The organism is Delftia sp. UME58 (assembly GCF_014170385.1).
GTDB classification, from domain to species: domain Bacteria; phylum Pseudomonadota; class Gammaproteobacteria; order Burkholderiales; family Burkholderiaceae_C; genus Comamonas; species Comamonas acidovorans.
In genome coordinates this window covers 24,848-47,871 of record NZ_LZZV01000023.1, presented here as the reverse complement: position 1 = coordinate 47,871, position 23,024 = coordinate 24,848, and the positions used below count along the sequence as shown (strand labels likewise).

Here is a 23,024-nt window from a genome sequence, read left to right as displayed (position 1 = left end):
CGCGCGTCAGGCACCGCCTCTGGCATAGGCCGTCAGCGCCTGGGCCACAGCCTTGAAGACCACGGCGCAGCGCTCGCTCTTGCGCAGGTCCTCATGCATGGCCACCCAGGTATCGAGCTTCCATGAGAATGCCTGCGGCAGCACCCGCACCAGGCCCGGGTCCCTGGCCGCCAGCGCCGACTGGCAGATGCCGATGCCAAAGCCGGCGCGGATGGCGCCCAGCTGTGCCAGGTCGCTGTCCGAGCGCAGCGCCATGGCCTCGCGCGTGAACATCGGAAACTGCTGCTGAAACCTGCGGATGAAGGCGTTCTCATGGTCGAAGCCGATGAGCGAATGCCCGGCCAGGTCCTCCAGCGAATCCGGCACGCCATGTCTGGCCAGATAGCTCTCATGGGCATGCAGCCCCAGCTCGATGGCCCCGATATGGCGTGCCACCAGCGCCTCCTGCTGCGGCCGGAACATGCGCACGGCCACATCGGCCTCGCGGCGCAGCAGGTCGTCCACCGCGTTGGACAGCACCAGTTCGATGGCCAGCTCAGGGTGCGCCGCGCGCAATTGCGCAAGCACAGGCGGCAGCACCTCCACCCCCACCACCTCGCTGGCCGTCAGCCGCACCGTGCCACGCACGCCCGAGCCATGGCTGGCCGCCACGCGGCGCAGCGCGGCCGCCGTCGCTGCCATGCTGGCGGCATAGGGCTGAAGCTCGTAGGCCGCTTCCGTGGGCGCGAAGCCATCGGACGAACGGGTGAACAGTTGCAGGCCCAGCGCCGACTCCAGCCCGTCAATGTGCCGGCCCACGGTAGGCTGCGCCAAGCCCATGGCCCGGCCCGCCGCCGACAGCGACCCGGACTCCAGCACCTGCAAAAAGCTGCGATACCACTCCCAGTGGGGTTCCGACATCTCTGATCCATTCATTTATGCATGGACACCAGAAGATTCTAGGCAATTTTCCTTTTGCAGCGTGTTGCGGACACTGGCGTGGTCACCACAGGACCCGCCCCATGCCATCCATTGCACTTTTCGGCGCTGCAGGCGCCATCGGCCAGAGCCTGGCCGCCGCGCTCAGACAACAGGGCCGCGCCTATCGCGTGGTCGGCCGCAACGCAGCCAGCCTGCGCCAGACCTTCGGCGCCGATCCCCTGGCCGAGATCGCCACCTGGAACCCGGACAGCGCCGGCTCCATCGAGGCTGCCGCCCACGGCGTGGACACGCTGGTCTACCTGGTGGGCGTGAACTACTGGCAGTTTGAATTGCATCCCGAGCTGATGCGCAAGACGCTGGAAGGCGCCATTGCCGCGGGCGTGCGCCGCGTCGTGCTGATCGGCACCGTCTATCCCTACGGCAAGGCCCGCACCCTTGCCGTGGAAGAAGACCATCCGCGCGAGCCCCATACCTTCAAGGGCCGCATGCGCAAAGCCCAGGAGGACCTGCTGCTGCAGGCCCATGCGCAGGGCCGCATCGAGGCCACCGTGTTGCGCCTGCCCGACTTCTACGGCCCCGGAGTGCACAACAGCCTGCTGCACGGCGCCTTCGAGGCGGCGGCCCACGGCGGCCGGGCCGACATGATCGGCCCGCTGGACCGGCCGCACGAGTTTGTCTACGTGCCTGATGTGGGCCCCGTCGTCGCGCGCATCATCGACACGCCGCAGGCATTCGGCAGGGTCTGGCACCTGGCTGGCGCGGGGGTGACCACGCAGCGCGACATCGTCTTGGAGATCGAACGCCTGAGCGGCAGGCCGCTGAAACTGCGCGTCGCGGGAAGGACCGCGCTGCGCCTGGCCGGCCTGTTCAGCCCCTTGATGCGCGAACTGGCCGAGATGCACTACCTGCTGACCGATCCGCTGATCATGGACGACTCGGCCCTGCACGCCCTGCTGGGCCCCATCGCCAAGACGCCCTACGCCCAGGGCATACGCGCCACGCTGGACGCCGCCATGGCGGGTGCGGGCTCAGGTGTGAACGCCAGCCCGCAGCAGGCCACGGCCTGAAAACAAAAAGGCCCTGACAGCAGAACTGTCAGGGCCTTTGTCTATCTGGCAGGGGAGGAAGGACTCGAACCCTCGCATGCCGGAATCAAAATCCGGTGCCTTTACCAACTTGGCGACTCCCCTAGAAGACGTAAATTCTAATACGTTTTTTTGGCCCGAAATCCAAAACTCCAAAAATTTCGACTCAGCCAAAGATGTCTTCATTGCGCAGCCAGGGCTCCCTCAAGACAGCGAAGTATCGCCTCCCGCCCCATCGCCGTGAAACAACCGATGAAGACGAACACGGACTCCGAGACCCCGGCCCCAGGCAGGCTGGCAATGCGCAAGCGCCCACCCACCACGTGGATTTCCTGGGCGCTGTCCTGCCCGCCCAGCCGCACGATGCCCTTGGCCCTCAACAGCGGGACAGGCAGCGTACGCAGAGCCTGCCGCAATCGCTGCCGGTCAAAGCAGCCACGCGTTGCGTAGGAAAAGCTGCCCACATCGGCCAAGCCGGCCGTATCCCCGGCCTGGCTTTTCCAGGAGCCCCCCGCTTGCAGCAGGCCTTGCGGGCGGCGTGGCGCGGCAGCCGCATCAAGGAACACGGCCAGGGGTATCTGGCCATGGCGGGCCGCCAGCACCACGGCACCGGGCGCCATGCCAGCCACGCGCGCGGCCACCTTTTCGGTGGCATATGCGCCGGCCAGATCCGTCTTGGTCAGCACCAGCGCCGTCGCACCGGAGATCTGGCGGCGAACCATGTCTCCGACCAGCGGGTCGCGCAGTTGCTCATCGAGGCCCTGGGCATCCACGACCACCAGGATGGCGTTGAGCTGCAGCGCGGGGTCGAGCATGCCGACCTGGGCGATGCGCACGGGATCGGAGACGCCGCTGCACTCGATGACCAGCAGGTCCGGGCGGTCGGGCCGCGCGCCCACGGCGGCCAGGGCCTCGGCCAGCCGCCCGCCGATGGAGCAGCAGATGCAGCCGTTCTCCAGCTGCAGCACGTCGCTGCTGCGCGTGCGGATCAGGGCGGCGTCGATGTTGATCTCGCCGAAGTCGTTGACCAGCACGGCCACGCGCAGGCCATCGGCGCGCTCCAGCAGCCGGTTGAGCAAGGTGGTCTTGCCTGCGCCCAGGTAGCCGCCCACGACGACCATGGGAATGGGCGCCCGCTGCGCCGCGGCGGCCGGCGTGCTCATGGCCGGGACCCGGGCGCGGGGAAGATGCGCCCGCCCAGCACGGTGCCCCAGACCTTCACGTCCTTGAGGGCGGCGGGCGCCACCGCGCGGGGATCGTCCTCCAGCACGGCGAAGTCCGCCAGCTTGCCGGGCTCGATGCTGCCCACGCGCTGCTCCTGCCTGAGGGTGCGCGCCGCGCCCATGGTGATGGCGTGCAAGGCATCGTCCACCGAAAGGCGCTCGGCCTCGCCCAGCACGCGGCCTGAAGCGGTTTCGCGCTGCACGGCGCACCAGGCGGTGAACAAGGGATTGATGGGGGTGATGGGCGCATCGGAATGCATGGAAAAGTCCATGCCCAGGCGCCGTGCCGTGCCCGCCGCATTCATGCGTGACGCCCACTCGATGCCCACGGTCTGCCCGGCATGGGCATCGCCCCAGTAATAGAGATGGTTGGAGAAGAAGTTGACGCACAGCCCCAGGCGCGCAGCGCGTTCCAGCTGGGCGCTGTCGGCCAGCTGGCAGTGCTGCAGGGTGTGGCGATGGTCGGCGCGCGGGTGCCTGGCCAGCAGGTCCTCGATCACATCCAGCACCACCTCGGTGGCCTCGTCTCCGTTGGTGTGGATATGCAGTTGCAGCCCGGCCAGGTGGAAGGGCTCGAACAGCGCGGGCAGCTGCGACGGCGGAATCAGCCACAGGCCGTTGGGCTGCCCGCCCGCGTAGCCGGGGGCGCGCAGGCGCGCGGTGAAGCCCTGGATGGAGCCGTCCACGATGAACTTGACGGGGCCGAACTGCAGCTTGTCGCTGGCCGTCGATGCGGCAGCGGCGTGCACGCGCGCGGCGCCGCCTTCCGGGTTGCGCTGCGGCGCAAAGGCCGGGACGATGCGCAGCGGATAGGCCGCGTCGCCCGTCACCTCGCGCAGCGCGGCCAGGCCCCGGGGAGAGAGATCGCTGACCAGGTCGGTGGCCGTGGTCACGCCCGCGAGCTGGGCCACGCGGCCGAACTTCCAGATCGCCTCGCGCTGCTCGGCTGCGGCCAGGGAGAGCGCGCTGCCGATCACCTTCTGCACGGGGTACATGGCGGCAAACTCCTGAAGCTCGCCCGTGGGCTGGCCTTCGGCGTCCCTGTGGATGCCGTCGATGTCGGTGTCCTCGTCGATGCCGGCCAGGGCCAGCATGGCCGAGTTCACGTTCATCAGGTGCACGCTGGCATGCAGGATGACGATGGGCCGCCTGCGCGAGACGCGGTCCAGCTCGCGCACCGACAGCCGGGCGCTGCCGAAGAGGATGGGATCGAACCCCCAGGCCAGCAGCGTGGCCTGCGCATCGGGCAGCGCGCGCTCGGCCTCGGCCAGGCGGGCCAGCACGGCCTCCAGCGTGCGCAGGCCGGGCCACAGGCGGCCGTCGGGATCGCGGCGGTCAAAGTAGCCCAGGTAGACCGCATCCCACATGGCGCCTTCCATCAGGTGGCTGTGGGCCTCGATCAGGCCGGGCATGAGCACCTTGCCGCGCAGGCGGTCGATGCGTTCGGCATCGGGCCAGGCGGCCATCTCGGCCTCCCCGCCCACCGCCAGCACCGTGCTGCCCCGCACGGCCACGTGGGTGGCCTGCGGCCGGGCCGGGTCCATGGTAAGGATGGTGCGCGCCGCGAAGATGCGCACGCGCCCGCTGGTTTCGTGGTTCATGGGGATGCTTCCCTCAGGCGGTCTTGACGTGTGCCGCACGCGGCAGGCAGTGGACGATGGCCGTGACCAGCAGGTTCAGCGCCAGGCTGATGAAGCCCAGGTTGATGCCACCGAAGTCCGGTTGCTGCAGGTACAGCACGATGGCCAGCGCCTGCCCGCAGACGATGCCCAGGGCAATGGCCAGGGGCCGGATGCGCCAGCCAAACAGGATGGCCATCATTCCCGGGAAGAACTGCGTCACGCCGTAGTAGGTGGTGTTGATCAGGGTCAGCATCAGGTTGGGGGTGAGCAGCGTCATCACGATGGACAGCACCAGGTAGATGACGATCACCACCTTGGCGCCCTGCTTTTGCTTGGCCTCGGGCAGGCCGGGCAGCAGGTTGCGCGCCACGATGGGGCCGATGGCCAGACAGATGCCCGCCAGCACCAGCAGGCCCGACAGCGCGGCGCCGGCCGCCACCAGGCCCAGCAGCCAGTCGGGCAGCAGGCGCACGGCAGCGGCGAAGAAGGCCTCGTTGGGCGATGCCAGTTCCAGGTTCTGGCTGATGGCGTAGTACGAGGCCAGCACCAGGAACGGGTACATCAGCATGTACAGCGGCATGGCGATCTGGGTGCGGCGGATGGTGTGCGAACTCTTGGCCGTGAAGAAGTTCTGCACGGCGAACGGCATCATGTAGAAGCCCAGCGCCTGGAACAGCATGGTGCTCATGGAAAAGCGCAGCTGCGTATCGGTCATGTGGTTGCTGACCTTGGCGCTGGCGGCGGCGAACACATCGCCCACCCCGGCGTGCCAGCCCACGGCCACGCCCGTGGCGATGATGGCCACCACCATGAGGATGTCCTTGAGGATGGCGATGTAGGCCGAGGCACGCACGCCCGAGATGGCGATGTAGGTGAAGGCCAGGCCCGCCGAGATCAGCAGCAGGTGCAGCGGCTGGAAGTTCCAGCCCAGCCCCTTGAGCGCCGCCACCAGCCCCGTGAACTGCAGCTGGCCCCAGGGCAGCAGGAACAGGATGGCCGAGCCGGCCACGATCAGCTCCAGCGCGCGGCTGCCGAAGTGGCCCTTGAACAGGTCCGGCAGGGTGATGGCGTTGTGGCGCAGGCCTGCCTTCCAGATCATGGGGCCCAGGAAGTAGCCCAGCGGATAGGCCAGCAGGATGTAGCCCAGGAACCAGACGCCATAGGTCGGCCCCTTGGCGTAGATGCCGCCCGGAAAGCCGACCATGGTGCCGATGCTGTAGATCTCGCCGGCAGCCAGGAAGAACACCAGGTAGGCGCCGAACTGGCGAGAGGCGACGAAGAAGTCATGCACGCTTTGCGCACCCTTGCCCGTGCGCGAGCGGATGGCCAGGTACAGCGACAGTGCGATGAAGCCCAGAAAGACTGCGGTGGTCATGGCAGCGCTCCCTTCAGGCCGACTGCACGTCGTCGGCTTCGTGGCGGTCGAACACCAGCCAGCACACGAGCATGCACAACGAGGTCAGCACGAACCACACGAAGATCCACAGGTAGATGAAGGGCACGCCGAGCAGATGGCGATCGACCGACGCGACCCAGGGAAGCAGGCCGATCACCGCGATGTACGGGATGCCTATGCCGATGAACAGCTTGAGCATGGTTTGTCTCCTTTTGCTCCGATGAAAGAGTTGGCGGTTGCGGCCGCTCTATAGGACGTTTCAATGTCCATGGATGCGATCTTAGGAAACGCCTACCTATAATTCAAATGAGAAATCTGTCAACAAACCATGAGGACTGCGCATGGATACCCAGAAGCTGCGGCACTTGCTGGCCATCGTCGAGCACGGCACTTTTTCGGACGCGGCGCGCGCCGTGCACCTGACCCAGCCGGCGCTGAGCCGCAGCATCCGCGCGCTGGAAGACGAGCTCCGGGCACAGCTGTTCGACCGGGGGGCGCGGCGCGCCCGGCTGACGGTCTTCGGCGAACTGGTGGCCGAGCGCGCACGCCGCATGCGGCTGGAGGAAACCCAGCTGCGGCGCGACCTGGAGCTGCTGCGCGGCGGCCAGGAGGGCGCACTGGCCATTGGCGTGGCGCCGGCCCCGGCAGCGCTGCTGCTCAAGCCCTTTCTGATCCACATGGCGCAGGCGCATCCGCGCATCAAGGTGCGCACCGAGATGGGCGCCACCAGCGCGCTGCTGGAGTTGCTGCGCAATGAGTCGATAGACGCCATCGTCGGCGACGCCTATGTGCTGCGCGCCGCCGATGACGTGGACATGGAGCTGCTGGGCGAGCTGCCCGCCGGCCTGGTCTGCCGCGCGGGCCACCCCGTGCTGCAAAACCCCCGCATGGACGAGATCCTCCGCTACCCCCTGGCCACCACCACGCTGAGCACGGCCATGGCGCGGCAGCTGGCCGAGCTGTGGGACCAGGGCGCCGAGCCCGACAAGCTGTTCACCCTGCACTGCAACGACCTGGAACTGCTGCGCAGCGTGACCCTGGCCACGGACACCTTGCTGTTCGGCGTGCTGTCCATCACGCGCCAGGAGCGCGCCAGCGGCGCCATGGCCGAAGTGCCCCTGCCCGCCGATCCCCGGCGCTGCGGCCGCTACGCCATGGCGCGCATGGGCGCGCGCAGCCTGTCACCGGCGCTGGAAACCGTCTATGCATTCACCCGCACGCACTGGCGGGAGCTGTCAGAGCACGATCAGTGAGGCCGGGCAGGCTGAAGTCAGGCATCGGCCTGCGCCAGCGGCAATGTCTGCGTGCGCAGCCAGTCCAGCACCAGGGCGAAGCGGGCCTCGTCATGCACCGGCCTGGGTGACATGAGCACGTAGTGAGAGCCGTCTGCCACAAAGCCGCGCGGCGCGCACAGGGTGCCGCTGGCCAGATCGTCGGCCACCAGCGCCCGTGGCCCGATGGCAATGCCCGCCCCGGCAACGGCGGCCTGCAGGCTCAGGTAGAAATGCTCGAAGCGGGCCTCGCGCCTGGGCTGCAGCGGCACGCCGGTCAGCTCGCTCCAATGCCGCCATGCGTCCGGGCGCGATCCTGTGTGCAGCAGCACGCCGCCCAGCGGCCCGGAGCGTGCCAGCGTCTTCGCAAGTGCAGGCCGGCAGACGGGACCCACGTGCTCCTGCAGAAAGGGCTCGGCCAGCACATCGCTGCCCATGTCGAAATCCGCGCGGCGTATGGCCAGATCGATGCCCTCGCGCGCAAAGGGCACCGAGCCGCCGGCCGATACCAGGCGCAGCTCGCGCTGCGTGCCGATCGCTTCCTGCAAACCACCCAGGCGGGGAATCAGCCAGCGCATCAGAAAGGTGGGCTCGCAGGACAGCACCAGCGGCCGGTCCGGCCCGGCGGCCTGCCGCGCGCGGCCCAGCGCGCCGCGCAGGCGCTCCAGCGCCAGGGCCACCTCCTCGGCCAGCACACGCGCCGTGGGGGAGGCAATGATGCTGCGGTTGCTGCGCTGGAACAGCGCAAAGCCCAGCGCCTCTTCCATGTCGCGCACGGCGCGGCTCACGGCGCCGTCGGTCAGGTGCAGCTCGCGCGCGGCCTTGGAAACGCTGCCGTGGCGCACCGTGGCCTCGAAGGCACGCAGGGCGGACAGCGGCGGCATACGGGTGGGTGGTGGCATGGGACGGGAGGGCGACATCGGGGAAAGGGAGTGAGGAGAGTTTTCAATTGACTTTTGATCAACCTAATACTGAATCCATATCGATTTTTTGCAATGCAATTTTCATGCAAAGTACCTCTATCGATTGAGCTTTCAGCAATGACCATGAACGAAGCCCCCGCCATCGCCACCGCCCCCCTGGCCATCACCATGGGCGATCCCGCGGGCATAGGCCCCGAGATCATCGTCAAACTGGCCATGGACCCTGACCGGCCCCATGCACCTTTTTTCGTCATCGGCGACACGGGGCAACTGCAGCGGGCCGCCGACATCCTGGGCGTGCAGCCGCGCATCCACGCCATCGATACGCCGGCCCAGGTTCCCTCCACCGTGCCACCCGCCACCCTCTTCGTGCTCCAGACCGGGGACCGGCTGCCCACGGACCTGGCCCGGGGCCGCATCGATGCGCGCGCCGGGGCCGCCTGCCATGCCTACATACAGCGCGGCATCGACCTGGCCCTGGCCGGCGAAGTCGCAGGCCTGGTGACCGCCCCCATCCACAAGGAGGCGCTGCGCGCCGCGGGCTGCCCCCATCCCGGCCACACCGAGATGCTGGCAGAGCGTTCGGGCACGCGCGACTTCGCCATGATGCTCGCCAATGACGAGCTGCGGGTGCTGCTGGTCTCCATCCATGTGCCGCTGCAGCAGGCCATTGCCGCAGTCACACCGGACAACGAACTGCGTGCCATCCGCCTTGCGCACCGGGCCTGCCGGGCGTTCGGCATCGCCCGGCCCCGCGTGGCCGTGGCGGGCCTCAATCCGCATGCCGGCGAGAACGGGCTGTTCGGGGACGAGGACCGCTCGGTCATCATCCCCGCCATTGCGGCCGCACGGGCCGAAGGCATAGACGCCAACGGCCCCTGGCCGGGCGACACGGTCTTCATGCGGGCACGCCGGGGCGAGTTCGACGTGGTGGTCGCCCAATACCATGACCAGGGGCTGATTCCCGTGAAGTACCTGGGCGTCGAGCAGGGCGTGAACATTACCGTGGGCCTGCCCTTCGTGCGCACCTCGGTGGACCACGGCACGGCCTTCGACATCGCCGGCACGGGCCGTGCGGACCATGCCAGCCTGGCCTGCGCGCTGCGCCAGGCAGCGGCCCTGGTGCAGGCGGGCCGCTCCGGCGTCTGCGGGCAGGCTCAGCGCCCGGACTTCATCTTCATGCTCACGCAGCAGGACAAGACCATTGCCGATGCGCGCGAGCGGCTGCGCGAAGTGCTGGCCCAGGGCGTGCGCCATGTGGGCTTCAAGGATATAGGCCTGCCCCTGCCCCAGCTGCGCGAGCTGGCCCGGGACATCCGCGCGGGCGGTGCCAGGGTCTATCTGGAAGTCGTCAGCCTGGACGAGGCCAGCGAGGTGGCTTCGGCCCGCGCGGCGGTCGAGCTCGGGGTGGACGTTCTCATGGGCGGCACGCGCCCCGAGGTGGTGCTGCCCGTGCTGCGCGGCAGCGGCATTGCCTACTATCCGTTCCCCGGCAGGATCAGCGGGCATCCGAGCGTGCTTTCAGGGCCGGCCGAGGACATCGTGGCCAGCGCGCGCCGCATCGCGGGGCTGGAAGGCGTTCATGGCCTGGACCTGCTGGCCTACCGATTCCGGGGCGACGTGCCGGCCCTGATCAAGGCGGTCTGCGATGCGGTGGACAAACCCGTGGTCGTGGCCGGCTCCATTGATCGCAGCGAACGCATCGCGGCCGTGCTTGCCAGCGGTGCCGCGGGTTTCACGGTAGGCACCGCCGCCTTCGAGGAGACTTTTCCAGCCGCGCGGCCCGGGCTGGCGGCGCAGTTGCAGGCCATACAGGCGCTGCTGGACTGAGGCTGGCCCGGCCAGCACGCGCGTGCCTCGCACGGCATCCCGCGCCAGCAGCATTTGCTGCCGTTCGGCCTCGGCCAGACGGTGCGTTTTCAGCCGCTGCAACACATGGAATTGGCGCTTCTTGGCCATGAACAACGCGCCGCCCGCAACGCCATCCACGCGGCAGCCCTGCGCCTGCAAACGCTGCGGCCCGCTGCAGGCATGCAGGCCCGCCACCAAGGCCACGACGGCAGCCAAAGCCATCGCAGCGAGCGCCCGCCAGGATGCTCGGTATCTGCGTCGGCCTTGCCCGCGATGCGCCGGAGAGTTCATGAAGACAGGACAAATGATTCCGGCCCCTTGCATTGGCGCAGTGCTGCAGCCTGCGTCAATGAATCCACCCGGATGCCTACCCAAAAAATCAATCAGAACCTGGCGCAATCCACTTGCGCCATTCCTTGATTTTCCCCGGAAAGCAATCGCATGAATACCCAGGTTTTCCAATAGCCGGCAGGTTTTGACAGCGCTTGGAGCAAATGATTTTTTTCTATCGATAGAAAATACAAAACACCATCAATATCAAGAAAATTCCTGGTTGCATGCCCTGATGGCCGCCATCCCGGCAATTCGAGAACTCCAGACAGCAACCAGGCCGCGCCAAGGCTTCTGTACGCTCCGCAAGCGTGCCAGCCCTACTGGCCAATCATGTCGTCTGGTGAACGATGACATTCATCCTGAATGCCCCACCGCAGCCAGCGCTCCATTGGCATGTGGAAAGCCTTCAATGGCGCCGCTTGCATTTTCAGAGTCGAATGAATGGCTGCATGGAGCCAGCCATTTCCGAAGTCTTTTGATCAGTTGTTTTGGCCAGTTGGCTTGGCATCCGATGAATAAAGCCGGCCACGGCCGCCAGCGCGCCAGCGAAATCGACCAGCGCCTGGACTGCCGGCGCGAGACGCTGAACTACGGCGAGTTCGCCCCGAGCGCCCTCACAGGCCGAAGTACAACGCAAGCAGCGAGGCGGCGGCCGGCACCGCCTGCACCCAGAGGATCTTGCGGCTGGCCGTGGCGGCGCCATACAGGCCAGCCACCAGCACGCAAAGAAGAAAGAAGTATTTGAAGGCCAGGCCATCGGCGCCCTGCGCCAGGCCCCAGATCAGCCCGGCGGCGAGAAAGCCGTTGTACAGGCCCTGATTGGCGGCCAGCGTCCGGGTCTGTTGCGCAAATTCCGGCGTCAGTGCAAAGGCCTTCCGGCCAGCCGGCCTGTCCCAGAGAAACATCTCCAGCACGAGGATGTAGACATGGATTGCGGCGACGATGCCTATGAGAACGTTGGCCATCTGGGGTGAGAAGAAAGTGGACAGGCCCCTGTATACGGGATGCGCCCGCCGCCGTCCATGGCCGTCGCGCCACACACGGCCTGCCACCTCCCGCACCTGTCACCCGGAAGACTTGCTGTCGGGTGGCACGGGCTTTTGCGCGCTCTCTGCCGGTGCCACGGCACCTGCGGCCGCACCGCCCAGCGCACCGGCCACGCTGCCCACGGTACCGCCCACCACCACGCCCACCGGTCCGGCGATGACCGCACCGGCGGCAGCGCCGGCAGCGGCACCGGCCAGTACGCCACCGCCGATGAACACCGAGCGCGACTCGCGCTGCGCATCCTCTGGCGACAGTTGGTACTGGGCAGCTGCATCGGGGTCCTGGGAAGGTACTCCGTGGCCCGGTCTTGCCTGTTCGGCCAGGTCTTCGTCCTCCACCGCGTCTGCAGACACCGGCGGGATGGATGGCTTGTTGCTTGCATTCATGGGACTCTCCTTCGGGGATGGAACGTGGATGCGGGACTGCATCCGCCGCATCCCTCTTGCAACCTTGTTGTACGCCTGTGCCCGCCAGGCCGACGCCGGTCCAGGCTGCGCCGCCGCGTCAGCCAAGGGCCGCAGCTGCGCAGACCATGACTACAAGGCCTCGTAGGACCTGGCCTCCGACGCCCAAGGACCTTCCTACGCCGGTCGCGGCGCACCGACTACCCGGAGCACGCCATTGCGGTCCTAAGCTGGAACCCAGAAGCACACAGGCTTCGACCTCGCCAGGCGATGCACAGGTTTTCGAAGGTCCGCGTCCCGCGCCTTTTTCAACGTCGCATCGCCCAGCCGCCAGACGCATCGCGTCGGCGTGCCAGCACAAACCCACTCACCGGAGAACATCATGGTCACACCCAACACCGCATCGAGCGTCATTTCTTCCGAAACCGTCAGCGGCACCAATGTCTACAACCCCGCAGGCGACAAGCTGGGCAGCATAGACACGCTGATGATCGACAAGCTGTCCGGCAAGGTGCGCTACGCCGTCATGGAATTCGGCGGCTTCCTGGGCATCGGCACGGAACGCTATCCCCTGCCCTGGGAATCCCTCAAGTACGAGCCCAACATGAACGGCTACGTGGTGTCGCTGACGCGTGAGCAGCTGGACAACGCTCCACGCTACGAGCGCGATACCGCCCCGGACTACACCGATGAATATGGCCGCCGCGTGAACGACTACTACGGCGTGCCCTACCTGTAAATCCAGGCCTTGCGGTCTTTGACACGGCCCCGTTCGCGGGGCGTTTTCTTTGGTGCGGATAGCTGCCGACGAATGGCCATGGAAGAACGCCCTGCGCGACTTCACCCCCTCATTCCTGGAGAACTGCCATGAATACCACCACCCTACCTGCCATCGACTACAAGGCCTGCATGGACGCCTGCCAGGCCTGCGTCATTGCCTGCGATACCTGCGCGGCCGCCTGCCTGAAGGAAACAGACGTCCGGATGATGGCCGCCTGCATTGCCCAGGACCTGGAGTGCGCCCGGATCTGCGAACTGGCCGTGGCCGCAATGGCGCGCCAGAGTCCGCATGCGCCTGCCATCTGCCGCCTGTGCGCCCAGATCTGCCAGGCCTGCGCCGATGAATGCAGCAAGCATTCCCACGACCATTGCCAGACCTGCGCGGCGGCCTGTCAGCAATGCGCCATGTCGTGCAATCTCATGGGCATGCAGTCGCACTGACGCCACGCGTCGTTGTCACGACAGGCGGCCAGGCAGAAATCCTGCAAACACGCAGGAAAAAACGCCACCGGCGCTGTCGCCAAACGCCGCGCCTTCGCAGAACCGGGCCTGCCTACACTTTGATGCATATCCAGGCACACAGGAGGCAAGCATGGCACTCGAAATCAGCGCAGAGGAACGGTTCGTCAACCTGCTGAACCAGTTGAAGCACATGCCTCCCTGCTCATCCCGCCAGGAGGCACACGACATGCTGTTGCTGCTCTGGATGCGCATCTGCGAAGGCGCCGGCGCTCGCCGGGAATTGCTCAACCGCATGCGGCAACGCACGCTGTGTGCAGAACATGGCTGGAAAAACCTGGACAAAAGCCCTTGCCATCTGGATTCGGACACCCTGCCGGGCATCCGCATCTATCTGCATGCCAACGGCACCATCGTCATTCAAAGACAGGGGGGAGCGCAGGATTCCGAAATCCTGCACTTCAGCGCCAGGCGCGAATTTGCCGAGGCATAGGCCCGATTCGCGCCCAGCGCATGGGGACAGGCGGCGCAGAGGCTAGGTGCAAACACCAACGATGTCCCACCTGCGACATCAGCCTTGTCTCCATAGAATGCGTCATTGTGTAGCACACTATCCATGAGGAATACATGACAGCAGATTACAAAACCCTCCTCCAGCAAAAGGCCGAGCTTGAGGCAAAGATCGCCGCAACCCTGAAGGCGGAAAAAGGCGGAGTCATCTCCACGGTCCGCGGACTCGTCGAGGAGTTCGGATTGACCCAGGATGACATCTTCGGCGCTGGCAAGGCCAAATCCGCCAGCATTGGCGTGCCCAAATACCGCGACCCCGCCACCGGCGCCACCTGGACCGGCCGGGGCAAACCGCCGCGCTGGATTGAAGGCAAGGACCGCAAGGCCCTCGAGATCTGAGCACGGCCCGCCAATGCGGGCCTTTTTTATGGCCGCAACGCCCTGCTGCCTCAGCACAGGCCGGAGTTGCACCACCGTTCTGCAAAGGCAGCAGAGCCTCGAGCAGCTCAGAGGGCCGTTGGCAAAATCCTCCTGCCAGGAGTCCACGCCGAAAGCCAGGAGGCCACTGCCCATTGGCCCAGTGGGCGGCGACTCGGGCCACAAGCCTCGGCGGCATTGAGCGGGACTGCCATGCACCACAACTGCTGAAACCATGCATTTGCTGGTATGGTAAGCAGCCTTTGTGGTTTCAAGAGGCAGATTCCTCTGAATGCATTGGTGATGAACCCCAGAATTGAGAATGCCTTTGCGCAGCAGATCTGATCTCATGCAACTTGGCCCACGTCGCGCGGCTTCAGCGATCATTATGAATACTGCACCAAAGAAACATCATGTTTGACGGATCAAAAACACTGGTGATGATCGCTTTATTTTGGATGACCATGGTCCATGGTGCCCCAGGGCAGAACATCCAATCACCGATCATGCTTCACGAAAGAACATCGCCCAATGCTTTTCCAGTCGCCATTTATCGTGGCATCAAGGTGGATGATTTCAGAAAACTGGTGATCAGTTCTTTTGAACGCGCCCGGTTCTCCCATACGGCCATTGAAAAATCGAAGGATGGAACAGCGCAATACAAATTCTTCTACTCCTTGGCGACGGGAGGAAAAATTCAGCGCATTGATGTGGTGCTACGCGTGGACGAGAACCTCGACAAGAGCAGGAGGTGCGCCAACTGCTTCTTGCGGTTGACCATGATTCCCGATCTCCCCAGCCTTCAATCTTCTTCGTGGATGCTTCAGTACGACCTGAGTCGCCAGGTATTTTCGGCCATCGATCAAGCCTATGCCGACATTCACGATCTCGGGCGAAAATCCATGGACGCGGAGTTTGGATTCAACTACCAGAACCGTTGGCGAGGAGAAAGAAACCTATACGACAACTCATTTGTCGGCATTGAACCGTCAAGTCTGAAGACTACGATCATCGACGCATACAGCGCTGCCGGATTCAAGCTTGCAAGCGATACGACGAAGGATTCCATATTTTCCGAATTGACCTTCACCTTTCCCATCGCTCCAGATCAAACCGAAGGCGTTGTCTACAAAATTTCTGTGGCAAGCCAACTCGACGCAGGCAATCGCTGCTACCCCTGCGAGATCAGTGAGGTCTATGACCCTTACCAGCGCCTGCCGGCAACGGGCCTGTCTGGCATGTCAAGCCGGCTGACGCTCGAGTCACGCTTCGCCGCTGCCCGCATGCAGGCGCTTGACAGGCTCAAGGATGGCACCGAGCGCTATTTGCGCCCGGAAACCGTTTTCACCATCCCGCCAAAGCCCGCACCGCTCGGGTCGCCCCGGCCGCAGATCCGGCCACCCATCGTCACATGACTCCCCTGCCACACGCAAACGCCATGCGTGCCGGCCTGCTGGCACGGCATCCAGGATTCGACAGCCTGTTCATTGCCGGCACGCTGGCAGTGGCCCTCGGCATGGCGGCCATGGCTTCGATATCGCCTGCCATGCTGCTCGCCATCGTGCTGGTGGATACCTGGCTTCTGGCCAATCCTCATGTCATGGCCACCTTTACCCGGATCGGAGCCAGCATGGCCGATATCCGGCGCCATCGCTTCCTGATCTTTGGCCTGCCCGTGATCGTGCTCGGGGGTGTGGTGGCGACCGTGCTGGCATTCGAGGTCGCCGGGCTGTTCACGCTATATTTCTGCGCGCAAAGCTATCACGTGGCGAGGCAGTCCTTCGGCATCGCCAGGGCCTATCGGCGTTCAGGGATGCATCCCTTGCGACCGGACAGGCTCGCCGAAGCCCTCATCTACCTCATTGCCGCGTGGGGGCTGCTTGCCCGCTGCGCCCAGGCGCCCGAGACCTTTCTGGGCTACCCCATCCAACTGCCCGCCGTACCTGCCCAGGCGGCCAATGCGATGGGCGTTGCGGCCATCGCTTGCAGCGCGTGCTGGCTATGGCGACAGGCTCGCCTGGCTCTGACGGGAAACATCGATTGGCGTCACGATGGCTTTGTGGTCTCGCATGCATTCACCTGCTTCTTGGCCTACATCTGGATCACCGACATCACGCTCGGTTGGCTCCTGATCAATCTGTGGCACAACCTGCAATACCTGCTATTCGTCTGGGTGCAGAACATCCGCCGCGAACGACACGCACAAGCCGACAAGGCTTCGGAGACCGGCCTGTGGAAGAACGCTGCCCGATATGGTGGTGTGTGCGTGGCACTGGGCTCGATGCTCTACCTGGCCATCGACTGGGCAGGCACGCAACTGCTCTGGCTGGGGCTGCCTGCCGTGCTGATAGCGCACTTCACCCTTGCTTTTCACCACTACCTAGTGGACGGGGTGATTTGGAAGCGGCGTGCGGCCTGAGCGGAGCATGGCGCACTTGCCAGGCACGAATGCAAGCAAGCAACCGGGCAGGGCCTTCCCATTGCAGGCGGCCACCGGCACGCCAGAAACAGAAAAACCCAGTGCCGCTTTCACAGCACTGGGTTTCATGTTTCTGGCGGAGAGGGAGGGATTCGAACCCTCGGTACGTTCGCACGTACGCCTGATTTCGAGTCAGGTACAATCGACCACTCTGCCACCTCTCCGCAGCGTCGAAGCTGAAATTATAGCCTAAAAATTCAGGCCTTCAGCAAAGCCTGTCCGCCCATGTAAGGACGCAGCGCCTCGGGGATGGTCACCGAACCATCGGCGTTCTGGTAGTTCTCCAGCACAGCCACCAGCGTGCGGCCCACGGCCAGGCCGGAACCGTTGAGGGTGTGCACCAGCTCGTTCTTGCCCTGGGCGTTCTTGAAGCGTGCCTGCAGGCGGCGTGCCTGGAAGGCCTCGCAGTTGGAGACCGAGCTGATCTCGCGGTAGGTGTTCTGCGCAGGCAGCCAGACTTCCAGGTCATAGGTCTTGGCCGCGCCAAAGCCCATGTCGCCCGTGCACAGGCTCATCACGCGGTAGGGCAGGCCCAGCTTCTGCAGCACGGCCTCGGCATGGCCGGTCATCTCTTCCAGCGCCTCGTAGCTCTTTTCCGGATGCACGATCTGCACCATCTCGACCTTGTCGAACTGGTGCTGGCGGATCATGCCGCGCGTGTCGCGGCCATAGCTGCCGGCCTCGGAGCGGAAGCAGGGGCTGTGGGCCGTGAGCTTGATGGGCAGCTGGTCCTCGGCCACGACCACGTCGCGCACGAAGTTGGTCAGCGGCACCTCGGCCGTGGGAATCAGGTAGAGCGCCGCGTTGTCGGGCACGGGTTCGCCGTCCTGGCCGCCCTTCTTGGCGGCGAACAGGTCGCCCTCGAACTTGGGCAACTGGCCCGTGCCCTTGAGCGAGTCGGCATTGACGGCGTAGGGCACATAGCACTCGGTGTAGCCATGCGAGTCGGTCTGCAGGTCGATCATGAACTGCGCCAGGGCGCGGTGCAGGCGGGCGATCGGGCCCTTCATCACGGTGAAGCGCGAGCCCGACAGCTTGACGCCCATGTCGAAGTCCAGGCCCAGCGGCTGGCCCACATCCACATGGTCCTTGACCTCGAAATCAAAGGCCCTGGGCGTGCCCCAGCGGCGCGCCTCCACATTGCCGCTTTCGTCCGCACCGACGGGCACGCTGTCGTGCGGCAGGTTGGGCACGGCCAGAAGCATGGTCTGCAGCTCGCCCTGGATCTGCTCCAGGCGCGTGGCCGACTGGTCCAGCTCGGTCTTGAGGCTGCCGACTTCGGCCTTGGCGGCCTCGGCAGCGTCCTTCTCGCCCTTGCCCATCAGCATGCCGATCTGCTTGGACAGCTGGTTGCGCTTGGACTGCAGCTCCTCGGTCCGCGTCTGCAGGGACTTGCGCTCTGCTTCCAGGGACTGGAAGGCCTCCACATTCAGGAAGGCCTGGGGCTTTTTGCGGGTCTCCAGCCGTGCGACGGCCGAGTCAAGGTCTTTGCGAAGAAGAAGGATATCGAGCATAGCCGGCAATTTTAGGCGGTATCGCCATGGCAGCGCCCGCCCCTGGGCGTTGGGGGTCTTGCCGCTACAGAAATCCCGCGCCAGCGCCGATACTTCCAATATGCCGCCCACAGCGGTTTGCGCACCCGGGAGCACCCATGTTTTTTGTCTTCGGTCCCAACGGACAGATGTTTCGCGGTCCCGCCGAGCGGCTGGGCCAGGTGGCGCCCGTGCGCCGCGTGCAGCGGCCGCAGGCCCTGCGCACACGCTCGGCCGATGTGATGGCGGGCGACGCCGCCGCCTCGTTCCCCGCCATCCTGGCCGACCTCGCGGGCCAGCCGGCCAGCGCGCCGGAGCCGGCCCCGCGCAGCCGCGGCGCCGTCGATGCCTACCTTTCCACGGAAAAAGGCCCCAGCCAGCCACGCCAGCCCCTGCAGACCGTGGCCGACGTGATGAGCCACGAGGCCGTGACGGTATCGCCCGAGGCCGGTGTCAACGACGCCTGGCGCGTGCTGGCCGAGCATGGCGTGGCCCAGGCGCCCGTGCTGGATGCCGGTGGCCGCGTGGTCGGACTGCTGCTGCGTGCCGACATGGCGCCGCTGGACCTGCTGCCCGAGCCCGGTGCGATCAAGGACGCCATTGCCCTGGCGCGCCGGCCCGTGAACGAGGTCATGATCTCCCCCATCCCCACGGTGGCCACCACCACCGACCTGCGCCGCGTGGCCGGCGTGCTGCTGGAGACCGGCCTGCCGGGCCTGCCCGTGACCGATGAACAAGGCCTGCTGGCAGGCTTCATCAGCCGCACCGACATCCTGCGCGCCGTGGCCTCCGATCCTCCGCTGGATCTGTGGAGCTGAGGCTTTCGGCCCCACCATGCAAAACGGGCGCCCGGCGCCCGTTTGCTTTTGGCCAATGTCCGCTGCGCCTGCGGTTCAGCCGCCCGTCTCGGGCTGCTTGCCCACGGAGATCTCCAGGCCCGTGGCCGCGTCGATCTTCAGGCCCTTGGGCAGCGGGAACTTGACCGTCTCCTCGATGCCATCCATCTTGCGCACCGACAGCGCACCCAGCTGGCGCAGGCGCTGTATGACCTCGTCCACCAGCACCTCGGGGGCGGAGGCGCCGGCCGTCAGGCCCACGCGCCCGGCATTGGCAAACCATTCCTCGCGCAGCTCGCCCGCGTTGTCCACCATGTAGGCGGGGGTTCCCAGGCGCGCGGCCAGCTCGCGCAGGCGGTTGCTGTTGGAGCTGGTGGGGCTGCCCACGACGATGAGCACATCCACCTGCGGCGCCAGCACCTTGACGGCGTCCTGCCGGTTTTGCGTGGCATAGCAGATGTCCTGCTGCTTGGGCTCGCGCACCTGCGGAAAGCGGGCGCGGATGGCCGCCGTGATGCCTGCGGCATCGTCCACCGACAGCGTGGTCTGCGTGACCACGGCCAGCTTCTCGGTCTGGCGGGGGTTGACGCGGGCCACATCGGCCTCGTCCTCGACCAAGTGGATGCCCTCGGACAGCTGGCCCATGGTGCCCTCGACCTCGGGATGCCCCTTGTGGCCGATCATCAGGAACTCGTAGCCTTCCTTGGCGAGCTTGGCCACTTCCACATGCACCTTGGTCACCAGCGGACAGGTGGCGTCGAAGATGGAGAAACCGCGCCGCCGCGCCTCGTCCTGCACCGCCCGGCTCACGCCGTGGGCGCTGAACACCAGGGTGGAGCCGGGCGGAACGTCGTCCAGCTCCTCGATGAAGATCGCGCCCTTGGCCTTGAGATCGTTGACCACGAAGGTGTTGTGCACGATCTCGTGGCGCACGTAGATGGGCGCGCCGAACTTGGCCAGCGCACGCTCCACGATCTCGATGGCGCGGTCCACGCCGGCACAGAAGCCCCGGGGCTCGGCCAGCAGGATTTCCTGGGGCGAGGTCGAATCCAGCACCTCAGAGCACCCCGATGATCTGCACTTCGAAGGTCACCGGCTGGCCCGCCAGCGGGTGGTTGAAGTCGAACAGCACGGCGCCGTCCTCGCGCACCTGCACCACGGCACCCGCGTAGCTGCCCAGGCCGTCGGGCGTGGGGAACTGCACCACGTCGCCGGGCGCGTACTGCTCGTGCGGGTCGCCCAGCTCGTTCATCAGCTTGCGCGCCACCCACTGCATCATGTCGCCGTTGCGCTCGCCAAAGGCTTCGCCGGCCGGCATCTCGAACGTGGTGCGCGTGCCTTCGGCAAGGCCCAGCAGCCGTTGCTCGACGGCGGGCGACAGCTCGCCCGCGCCCAGGGACAGCGTGGCGGGCTTGTCGTTGAAGGTGTTGATCACATCGCCTGCAGGACCGGACAGGCGGTAGTGCAGCGTGAGGAACGAGCCGGTCTGGACCGTGGGGAGGGCCGAGGAAGAAGCGCTAGAGGTCATGGAAGTCCCGATAAACTGGCCCGTATTGTAGAAAAACATCCATGCCCCCACGCCCCGTGCAACGGTGTCCCTGCGGCGCCCCCCACCTGGCTGAACCATGGCTCTCAAAGACCTGCCCGCCCAGGCCCAGCCGCGCGAAAAGCTCGCGGCACACGGCCCCTCGGCGCTTTCCGACATCGAACTGCTGGCCATCGTGCTGCGCACCGGCATGGCCGGCAAGGGCGTGCTGCAACTGGCCCAGGAACTGCTGCAGCTGCCCGGCCGGGCCGGCCTGTCCGGGCTGCTGCAGGCCGGGCACGCGGACCTGAGGGCCATCAAGGGGCTGGGGCCTTCCAAGTGCGCGCAACTCCTGGCCGTGCTCGAACTGGCGCGCCGCGCCATGGCCGAGCAACTGCGCGAGCGCCCGGCCCTGGCCTCGCCCGAGGCCGTGGCGCGCTACCTGCAGCTGCACCTGGCGGCGCGCCAGCATGAGGTCTTCGCCGTGCTGTTCCTGGACAACCAGCACCGGCTGATCGCGCTGGAGGAAATGTTCCGGGGCACGCTCACGCGCACCAGCGTCTACCCCCGGGAGGTGGTGCTGCGCGCCCTGCACCACCATGCGGGCGCCGTCATCCTGGCCCACAACCATCCCAGCGGCCATGTCCAGGCCAGCGCCGCGGACAGGGCCGTCACGCAGAGCCTGCAGGCCGCCCTGGGCCTGGTGGACATCCAGGTGCTGGACCATGTGATCGTGGCGCCCGGTGCCTCGCTGTCCATGGCCGGCGAGGGGCTGCTGTAGGCAGACTCTGTAAAATGAGAAAAATTCTCATTTGCAAAGCCGCTGCACCATGCCCTCCCCGTCCACCGCCGACCCGGTGCACACGCTCTACGTCGCCCACCATGACTGGCTGCACGGCTGGCTGCGGCGCAAGCTGGGCAATTCCCACCAGGCCGAGGACCTGGCGCATGACACCTTCGAGCGCGTGGTGGCGTCCCGGCAGGCCCATGCCATCCAGGAGCCGCGCGCCTACCTGACCACGCTGGCCCAGCGGGTGCTCTACAACTTCTGGCGCAGGCGCGAGCTGGAGCAGGCCTGGCTCGATGCGCTGGCCACGCTGCCCGAGGAAGTGGCGCCCTCGCCCGAGGACTACGCCCTGGTGCGCGAAGCCATCGAGGCCCTGGACCAATGGCTGGACGGCCTGCCCCCGAAGGTGCGGCAGGCCTTCTTGCTGCGCCGGCTCGACGGCCTCAAGCATGCCGAGATCGCCGAAGCCATGGGCGTGTCCATTGCCACGGTGGAGCGCTACATGAAGCAGGCCCTGGTGCACCTGTACCTCTCGCCGCAGGCCTGCCCCGGCTGATCGCCTGCATGGATGCCGCCACCGATCAGGCCATCGACTGGCTGGTGCGCCTGGACTCAGGCCACGCCAGCGATGACGACCGCCGCGCCTTCGCCCACTGGCTGCGCCAGTCGCCCGCCCATGCCCGGGCCTGGGCCATGGTGCGGCAGCGCCTGTCCGCCGGGGTGGAGCCCGCCCTTGTGCAGTTGCGCCGGCAGGGCGGGGGCACGGCGGCCCTGGGCCTGCAGGCGCTGGTGGCGCCCATCCCGAAGGCCGCGCGCAGGCGCGGCCTGTTGCGCGGTGGGTTGGCCGCCCTGCTGGCCAGCACTGCCACGGCCTGGCTGGTGCACCGGCAAACACCGCTGACCACGCTGGCCGCCGACCTGCGCACGGGCACCGGCCAGCGCAGCCACCACCGGCTGCCGGACGGCAGCGAGATCGAACTGGATGCCCGCTCGGCCGCCGACATTGCCTACAGCGACACCCGCCGCCTGGTGCGCCTGCGCGAAGGCGCGCTGCTGGCGCAGGTGGCTGCCAGCGCGCCGGGCCAGCCGCTGCGCCCGTTCGTCGTGCAAAGCGCCCAGGGCACGGCCCAGGCGCTGGGCACGCGCTTCATGGTGCGCCAGGCAGAAGGCAGCACCCTGGTGCATGTGCTGGAGCACAGCGTGCTGCTCACCAGCCTGAACGGCCGGCAGCACCGGCTGCAGGAGGGCCGCAGCGCCTGGATCGACGCCGACGGCATCCGCACGCAGGACACCGCCCACCTGGCGCCGGCCGCCTGGGCCGACGGCGTCATCGACGTGCGCGACCAGCCGCTGGGCGAGGTGATCGAAGCGCTGCGGCCCTACCAGGCCGGCATCATCCGCATCAGCCCCGAGGCCGCGCGCCTGCGGATCTTCGGCGTGTTCCAGCTGGCCCGGCCCGACCAGGTGCTGCAGGACCTGGTGGACACCCATCCCGTCAGCGTGCGCCGCTGGGGGGACTGGCTGACGGTGATCGACGTGCGAGACCGGTCCGCTTGAATCTTTTTTTGCGCCGCGTGAGGGGTTTTGCCGCCCTTGTCGCACATACGGAATGAAAGCCCTTCA

25 protein-coding genes and 2 tRNA genes are annotated in these 23,024 nt (G+C 66.4%); 14 read left to right on the top strand and 13 right to left on the bottom strand.

Annotation, left to right across the window (positions count from 1 at the left end; all coding sequences use genetic code 11):
* Window positions 1-6: 6 nt before the first annotated feature.
* A complete protein-coding gene (locus A9976_RS09830; RefSeq protein WP_183018852.1) occupies window positions 7-900 on the bottom strand; it encodes a LysR family transcriptional regulator in 894 nt (297 codons plus the stop codon).
* A gap of 101 nt (window positions 901-1,001) precedes the next feature.
* Here A9976_RS09830 and A9976_RS09825 point away from each other — a divergent pair, with 101 nt between their 5' ends.
* Window positions 1,002-1,988, top strand: a complete 987-nt coding sequence (locus A9976_RS09825) for an NAD-dependent epimerase/dehydratase family protein (RefSeq protein WP_183018851.1) — start codon at window positions 1,002-1,004, stop codon at window positions 1,986-1,988.
* A 46-nt stretch (window positions 1,989-2,034) separates the two neighbouring features.
* On the opposite strand, the gene A9976_RS09820 is transcribed toward A9976_RS09825, so the two are convergent.
* From A9976_RS09820 to A9976_RS09800, 5 genes are all read right to left on the bottom strand, one after another.
* Window positions 2,035-2,111 (bottom strand) — tRNA-Gln (locus A9976_RS09820).
* A gap of 77 nt (window positions 2,112-2,188) precedes the next feature.
* Complete coding sequence (locus tag A9976_RS09815; protein WP_183018850.1) at window positions 2,189-3,169, bottom strand: GTP-binding protein; 981 nt, start codon at window positions 3,167-3,169, stop codon at window positions 2,189-2,191.
* Complete coding sequence (locus A9976_RS09810; protein ID WP_183018849.1) at window positions 3,166-4,830, bottom strand: amidohydrolase; 1,665 nt, start codon at window positions 4,828-4,830, stop codon at window positions 3,166-3,168. The genes A9976_RS09815 and A9976_RS09810 overlap by 4 nt, the downstream gene beginning before the upstream one ends.
* A 13-nt stretch (window positions 4,831-4,843) precedes the next feature.
* On the bottom strand, window positions 4,844-6,226 hold the full coding sequence (locus A9976_RS09805) for a sodium:solute symporter (RefSeq protein WP_183018848.1): 1,383 nt from the start codon (window positions 6,224-6,226) through the stop codon (window positions 4,844-4,846).
* Between the two features lie 13 nt (window positions 6,227-6,239).
* Window positions 6,240-6,446 (bottom strand): DUF3311 domain-containing protein, encoded by a 207-nt coding sequence (locus tag A9976_RS09800; protein WP_183018847.1) that lies wholly within the window; start codon window positions 6,444-6,446, stop codon window positions 6,240-6,242.
* 142 nt (window positions 6,447-6,588) lie between these two features.
* Between A9976_RS09800 and A9976_RS09795 the strand changes: the two genes are divergently transcribed.
* Window positions 6,589-7,500 carry a LysR family transcriptional regulator gene (locus A9976_RS09795; RefSeq protein WP_183018846.1) on the top strand — a complete coding sequence of 304 codons (912 nt, stop codon included), beginning with the start codon at window positions 6,589-6,591 and terminating at the stop codon, window positions 7,498-7,500.
* A gap of 17 nt (window positions 7,501-7,517) precedes the next feature.
* Here A9976_RS09795 and A9976_RS09790 read toward each other — a convergent pair whose 3' ends face one another.
* Entirely contained in the window at window positions 7,518-8,420 is a 903-nt protein-coding gene (locus A9976_RS09790) for a LysR family transcriptional regulator (protein WP_183018845.1), read from the bottom strand.
* Between the two features lie 138 nt (window positions 8,421-8,558).
* Here A9976_RS09790 and pdxA point away from each other — a divergent pair, with 138 nt between their 5' ends.
* The gene (gene pdxA / locus A9976_RS09785) at window positions 8,559-10,271 is read left to right on the top strand and encodes a 4-hydroxythreonine-4-phosphate dehydrogenase PdxA (protein WP_183018844.1); all 1,713 of its coding nucleotides are present in this window, start codon (window positions 8,559-8,561) and stop codon (window positions 10,269-10,271) included.
* Between the two features lie 54 nt (window positions 10,272-10,325).
* Complete coding sequence (locus tag A9976_RS09780; RefSeq protein ID WP_183018843.1) at window positions 10,326-10,712, top strand: hypothetical protein; 387 nt, start codon at window positions 10,326-10,328, stop codon at window positions 10,710-10,712.
* A gap of 527 nt (window positions 10,713-11,239) precedes the next feature.
* Here A9976_RS09780 and A9976_RS09775 read toward each other — a convergent pair.
* Both A9976_RS09775 and A9976_RS09770 read right to left on the bottom strand, forming a co-directional pair.
* Window positions 11,240-11,590 carry a DUF1304 domain-containing protein gene (locus tag A9976_RS09775; RefSeq protein ID WP_183018842.1) on the bottom strand — a complete coding sequence of 117 codons (351 nt, stop codon included), beginning with the start codon at window positions 11,588-11,590 and terminating at the stop codon, window positions 11,240-11,242.
* Window positions 11,591-11,689: 99 nt separating this feature from the next.
* Complete coding sequence (locus A9976_RS09770; RefSeq protein WP_183018841.1) at window positions 11,690-12,058, bottom strand: bacteriocin; 369 nt, start codon at window positions 12,056-12,058, stop codon at window positions 11,690-11,692.
* 400 nt (window positions 12,059-12,458) lie between these two features.
* On the opposite strand from A9976_RS09770, the gene A9976_RS09765 reads away from it, so the two are divergent.
* The 6 genes from A9976_RS09765 to A9976_RS09740 all read left to right on the top strand — a co-directional run bounded on the left by A9976_RS09765 (window position 12,459) and on the right by A9976_RS09740 (window position 16,661).
* Window positions 12,459-12,815: a PRC-barrel domain-containing protein gene (locus A9976_RS09765; RefSeq protein ID WP_183018840.1), complete on the top strand. Its 357-nt coding sequence runs from the start codon at window positions 12,459-12,461 to the stop codon at window positions 12,813-12,815.
* Between the two features lie 128 nt (window positions 12,816-12,943).
* Window positions 12,944-13,297, top strand: coding sequence for a four-helix bundle copper-binding protein (locus tag A9976_RS09760; protein ID WP_183018839.1), 354 nt, complete (start codon window positions 12,944-12,946; stop codon window positions 13,295-13,297).
* Window positions 13,298-13,448: 151 nt separating this feature from the next.
* Window positions 13,449-13,808, top strand: coding sequence for a hypothetical protein (locus A9976_RS09755; protein ID WP_183018838.1), 360 nt, complete (start codon window positions 13,449-13,451; stop codon window positions 13,806-13,808).
* A gap of 134 nt (window positions 13,809-13,942) precedes the next feature.
* The gene (locus A9976_RS09750; protein WP_183018837.1) at window positions 13,943-14,224 is read left to right on the top strand and encodes an H-NS family nucleoid-associated regulatory protein; all 282 of its coding nucleotides are present in this window, start codon (window positions 13,943-13,945) and stop codon (window positions 14,222-14,224) included.
* 431 nt (window positions 14,225-14,655) lie between these two features.
* Window positions 14,656-15,657 carry a hypothetical protein gene (locus A9976_RS09745; RefSeq protein WP_183018836.1) on the top strand — a complete coding sequence of 334 codons (1,002 nt, stop codon included), beginning with the start codon at window positions 14,656-14,658 and terminating at the stop codon, window positions 15,655-15,657.
* 23 nt (window positions 15,658-15,680) lie between these two features.
* Entirely contained in the window at window positions 15,681-16,661 is a 981-nt protein-coding gene (locus A9976_RS09740; RefSeq protein WP_183018835.1) for a hypothetical protein, read from the top strand.
* A gap of 134 nt (window positions 16,662-16,795) precedes the next feature.
* Here A9976_RS09740 and A9976_RS09735 read toward each other — a convergent pair.
* Both A9976_RS09735 and serS read right to left on the bottom strand, forming a co-directional pair.
* Window positions 16,796-16,885, bottom strand: a tRNA-Ser gene (locus A9976_RS09735).
* Between the two features lie 33 nt (window positions 16,886-16,918).
* Window positions 16,919-18,235, bottom strand: a complete 1,317-nt coding sequence (serS, locus tag A9976_RS09730) for a serine--tRNA ligase (RefSeq protein ID WP_183018834.1) — start codon at window positions 18,233-18,235, stop codon at window positions 16,919-16,921.
* A 137-nt stretch (window positions 18,236-18,372) separates the two neighbouring features.
* Here serS and A9976_RS09725 point away from each other — a divergent pair, with 137 nt between their 5' ends.
* Window positions 18,373-19,071: an HPP family protein gene (locus tag A9976_RS09725; protein WP_183018833.1), complete on the top strand. Its 699-nt coding sequence runs from the start codon at window positions 18,373-18,375 to the stop codon at window positions 19,069-19,071.
* Between the two features lie 75 nt (window positions 19,072-19,146).
* Here the strand turns inward: A9976_RS09725 and ispH are convergent, their stop codons facing one another.
* Window positions 19,147-20,145 (bottom strand): 4-hydroxy-3-methylbut-2-enyl diphosphate reductase, encoded by a 999-nt coding sequence (gene ispH / locus A9976_RS09720; protein ID WP_183018832.1) that lies wholly within the window; start codon window positions 20,143-20,145, stop codon window positions 19,147-19,149.
* Window position 20,146: 1 nt separating this feature from the next.
* Window positions 20,147-20,617, bottom strand: a complete 471-nt coding sequence (locus A9976_RS09715; protein ID WP_012203830.1) for a peptidylprolyl isomerase — start codon at window positions 20,615-20,617, stop codon at window positions 20,147-20,149.
* Window positions 20,618-20,714: 97 nt separating this feature from the next.
* On the opposite strand from A9976_RS09715, the gene radC reads away from it, so the two are divergent.
* The 3 genes from radC to A9976_RS09700 are packed head-to-tail and all read left to right on the top strand — an operon-like array spanning window position 20,715 to window position 22,958.
* Window positions 20,715-21,395 (top strand): RadC family protein, encoded by a 681-nt coding sequence (gene radC, locus A9976_RS09710; protein ID WP_183018831.1) that lies wholly within the window; start codon window positions 20,715-20,717, stop codon window positions 21,393-21,395.
* A 49-nt stretch (window positions 21,396-21,444) separates the two neighbouring features.
* Window positions 21,445-21,957, top strand: a complete 513-nt coding sequence (locus tag A9976_RS09705; RefSeq protein WP_183018830.1) for a sigma-70 family RNA polymerase sigma factor — start codon at window positions 21,445-21,447, stop codon at window positions 21,955-21,957.
* A gap of 8 nt (window positions 21,958-21,965) precedes the next feature.
* A complete protein-coding gene (locus A9976_RS09700) occupies window positions 21,966-22,958 on the top strand; it encodes a FecR domain-containing protein (protein ID WP_183018829.1) in 993 nt (330 codons plus the stop codon).
* The last annotated feature ends 66 nt before the right edge of the window (window positions 22,959-23,024 follow it).

What these genes read in the sequence shown, in the direction of transcription:
- A9976_RS09830 (WP_183018852.1), bottom strand. Translation starts at nt 900, where the DNA reads ATGTCGGAACCCCACTGGGAGTGGTATCGCAGCTTTTTGCAGGTGCTG.
- A9976_RS09825 (WP_183018851.1), top strand. Translation starts at nt 1,002, where the DNA reads ATGCCATCCATTGCACTTTTCGGCGCTGCAGGCGCCATCGGCCAGAGC.
- A9976_RS09815 (WP_183018850.1), bottom strand. Translation starts at nt 3,169, where the DNA reads ATGAGCACGCCGGCCGCCGCGGCGCAGCGGGCGCCCATTCCCATGGTC.
- A9976_RS09810 (WP_183018849.1), bottom strand. Translation starts at nt 4,830, where the DNA reads ATGAACCACGAAACCAGCGGGCGCGTGCGCATCTTCGCGGCGCGCACC.
- A9976_RS09805 (WP_183018848.1), bottom strand. Translation starts at nt 6,226, where the DNA reads ATGACCACCGCAGTCTTTCTGGGCTTCATCGCACTGTCGCTGTACCTG.
- A9976_RS09800 (WP_183018847.1), bottom strand. Translation starts at nt 6,446, where the DNA reads ATGCTCAAGCTGTTCATCGGCATAGGCATCCCGTACATCGCGGTGATC.
- A9976_RS09795 (WP_183018846.1), top strand. Translation starts at nt 6,589, where the DNA reads ATGGATACCCAGAAGCTGCGGCACTTGCTGGCCATCGTCGAGCACGGC.
- A9976_RS09790 (WP_183018845.1), bottom strand. Translation starts at nt 8,420, where the DNA reads ATGCCACCACCCACCCGTATGCCGCCGCTGTCCGCCCTGCGTGCCTTC.
- pdxA (WP_183018844.1), top strand. Translation starts at nt 8,559, where the DNA reads ATGACCATGAACGAAGCCCCCGCCATCGCCACCGCCCCCCTGGCCATC.
- A9976_RS09775 (WP_183018842.1), bottom strand. Translation starts at nt 11,590, where the DNA reads ATGGCCAACGTTCTCATAGGCATCGTCGCCGCAATCCATGTCTACATC.
- A9976_RS09770 (WP_183018841.1), bottom strand. Translation starts at nt 12,058, where the DNA reads ATGAATGCAAGCAACAAGCCATCCATCCCGCCGGTGTCTGCAGACGCG.
- A9976_RS09765 (WP_183018840.1), top strand. Translation starts at nt 12,459, where the DNA reads ATGGTCACACCCAACACCGCATCGAGCGTCATTTCTTCCGAAACCGTC.
- A9976_RS09760 (WP_183018839.1), top strand. Translation starts at nt 12,944, where the DNA reads ATGAATACCACCACCCTACCTGCCATCGACTACAAGGCCTGCATGGAC.
- A9976_RS09755 (WP_183018838.1), top strand. Translation starts at nt 13,449, where the DNA reads ATGGCACTCGAAATCAGCGCAGAGGAACGGTTCGTCAACCTGCTGAAC.
- A9976_RS09750 (WP_183018837.1), top strand. Translation starts at nt 13,943, where the DNA reads ATGACAGCAGATTACAAAACCCTCCTCCAGCAAAAGGCCGAGCTTGAG.
- A9976_RS09745 (WP_183018836.1), top strand. Translation starts at nt 14,656, where the DNA reads ATGTTTGACGGATCAAAAACACTGGTGATGATCGCTTTATTTTGGATG.
- A9976_RS09740 (WP_183018835.1), top strand. Translation starts at nt 15,681, where the DNA reads ATGCGTGCCGGCCTGCTGGCACGGCATCCAGGATTCGACAGCCTGTTC.
- serS (WP_183018834.1), bottom strand. Translation starts at nt 18,235, where the DNA reads ATGCTCGATATCCTTCTTCTTCGCAAAGACCTTGACTCGGCCGTCGCA.
- A9976_RS09725 (WP_183018833.1), top strand. Translation starts at nt 18,373, where the DNA reads ATGTTTTTTGTCTTCGGTCCCAACGGACAGATGTTTCGCGGTCCCGCC.
- A9976_RS09715 (WP_012203830.1), bottom strand. Translation starts at nt 20,617, where the DNA reads ATGACCTCTAGCGCTTCTTCCTCGGCCCTCCCCACGGTCCAGACCGGC.
- radC (WP_183018831.1), top strand. Translation starts at nt 20,715, where the DNA reads ATGGCTCTCAAAGACCTGCCCGCCCAGGCCCAGCCGCGCGAAAAGCTC.
- A9976_RS09705 (WP_183018830.1), top strand. Translation starts at nt 21,445, where the DNA reads ATGCCCTCCCCGTCCACCGCCGACCCGGTGCACACGCTCTACGTCGCC.
- A9976_RS09700 (WP_183018829.1), top strand. Translation starts at nt 21,966, where the DNA reads ATGGATGCCGCCACCGATCAGGCCATCGACTGGCTGGTGCGCCTGGAC.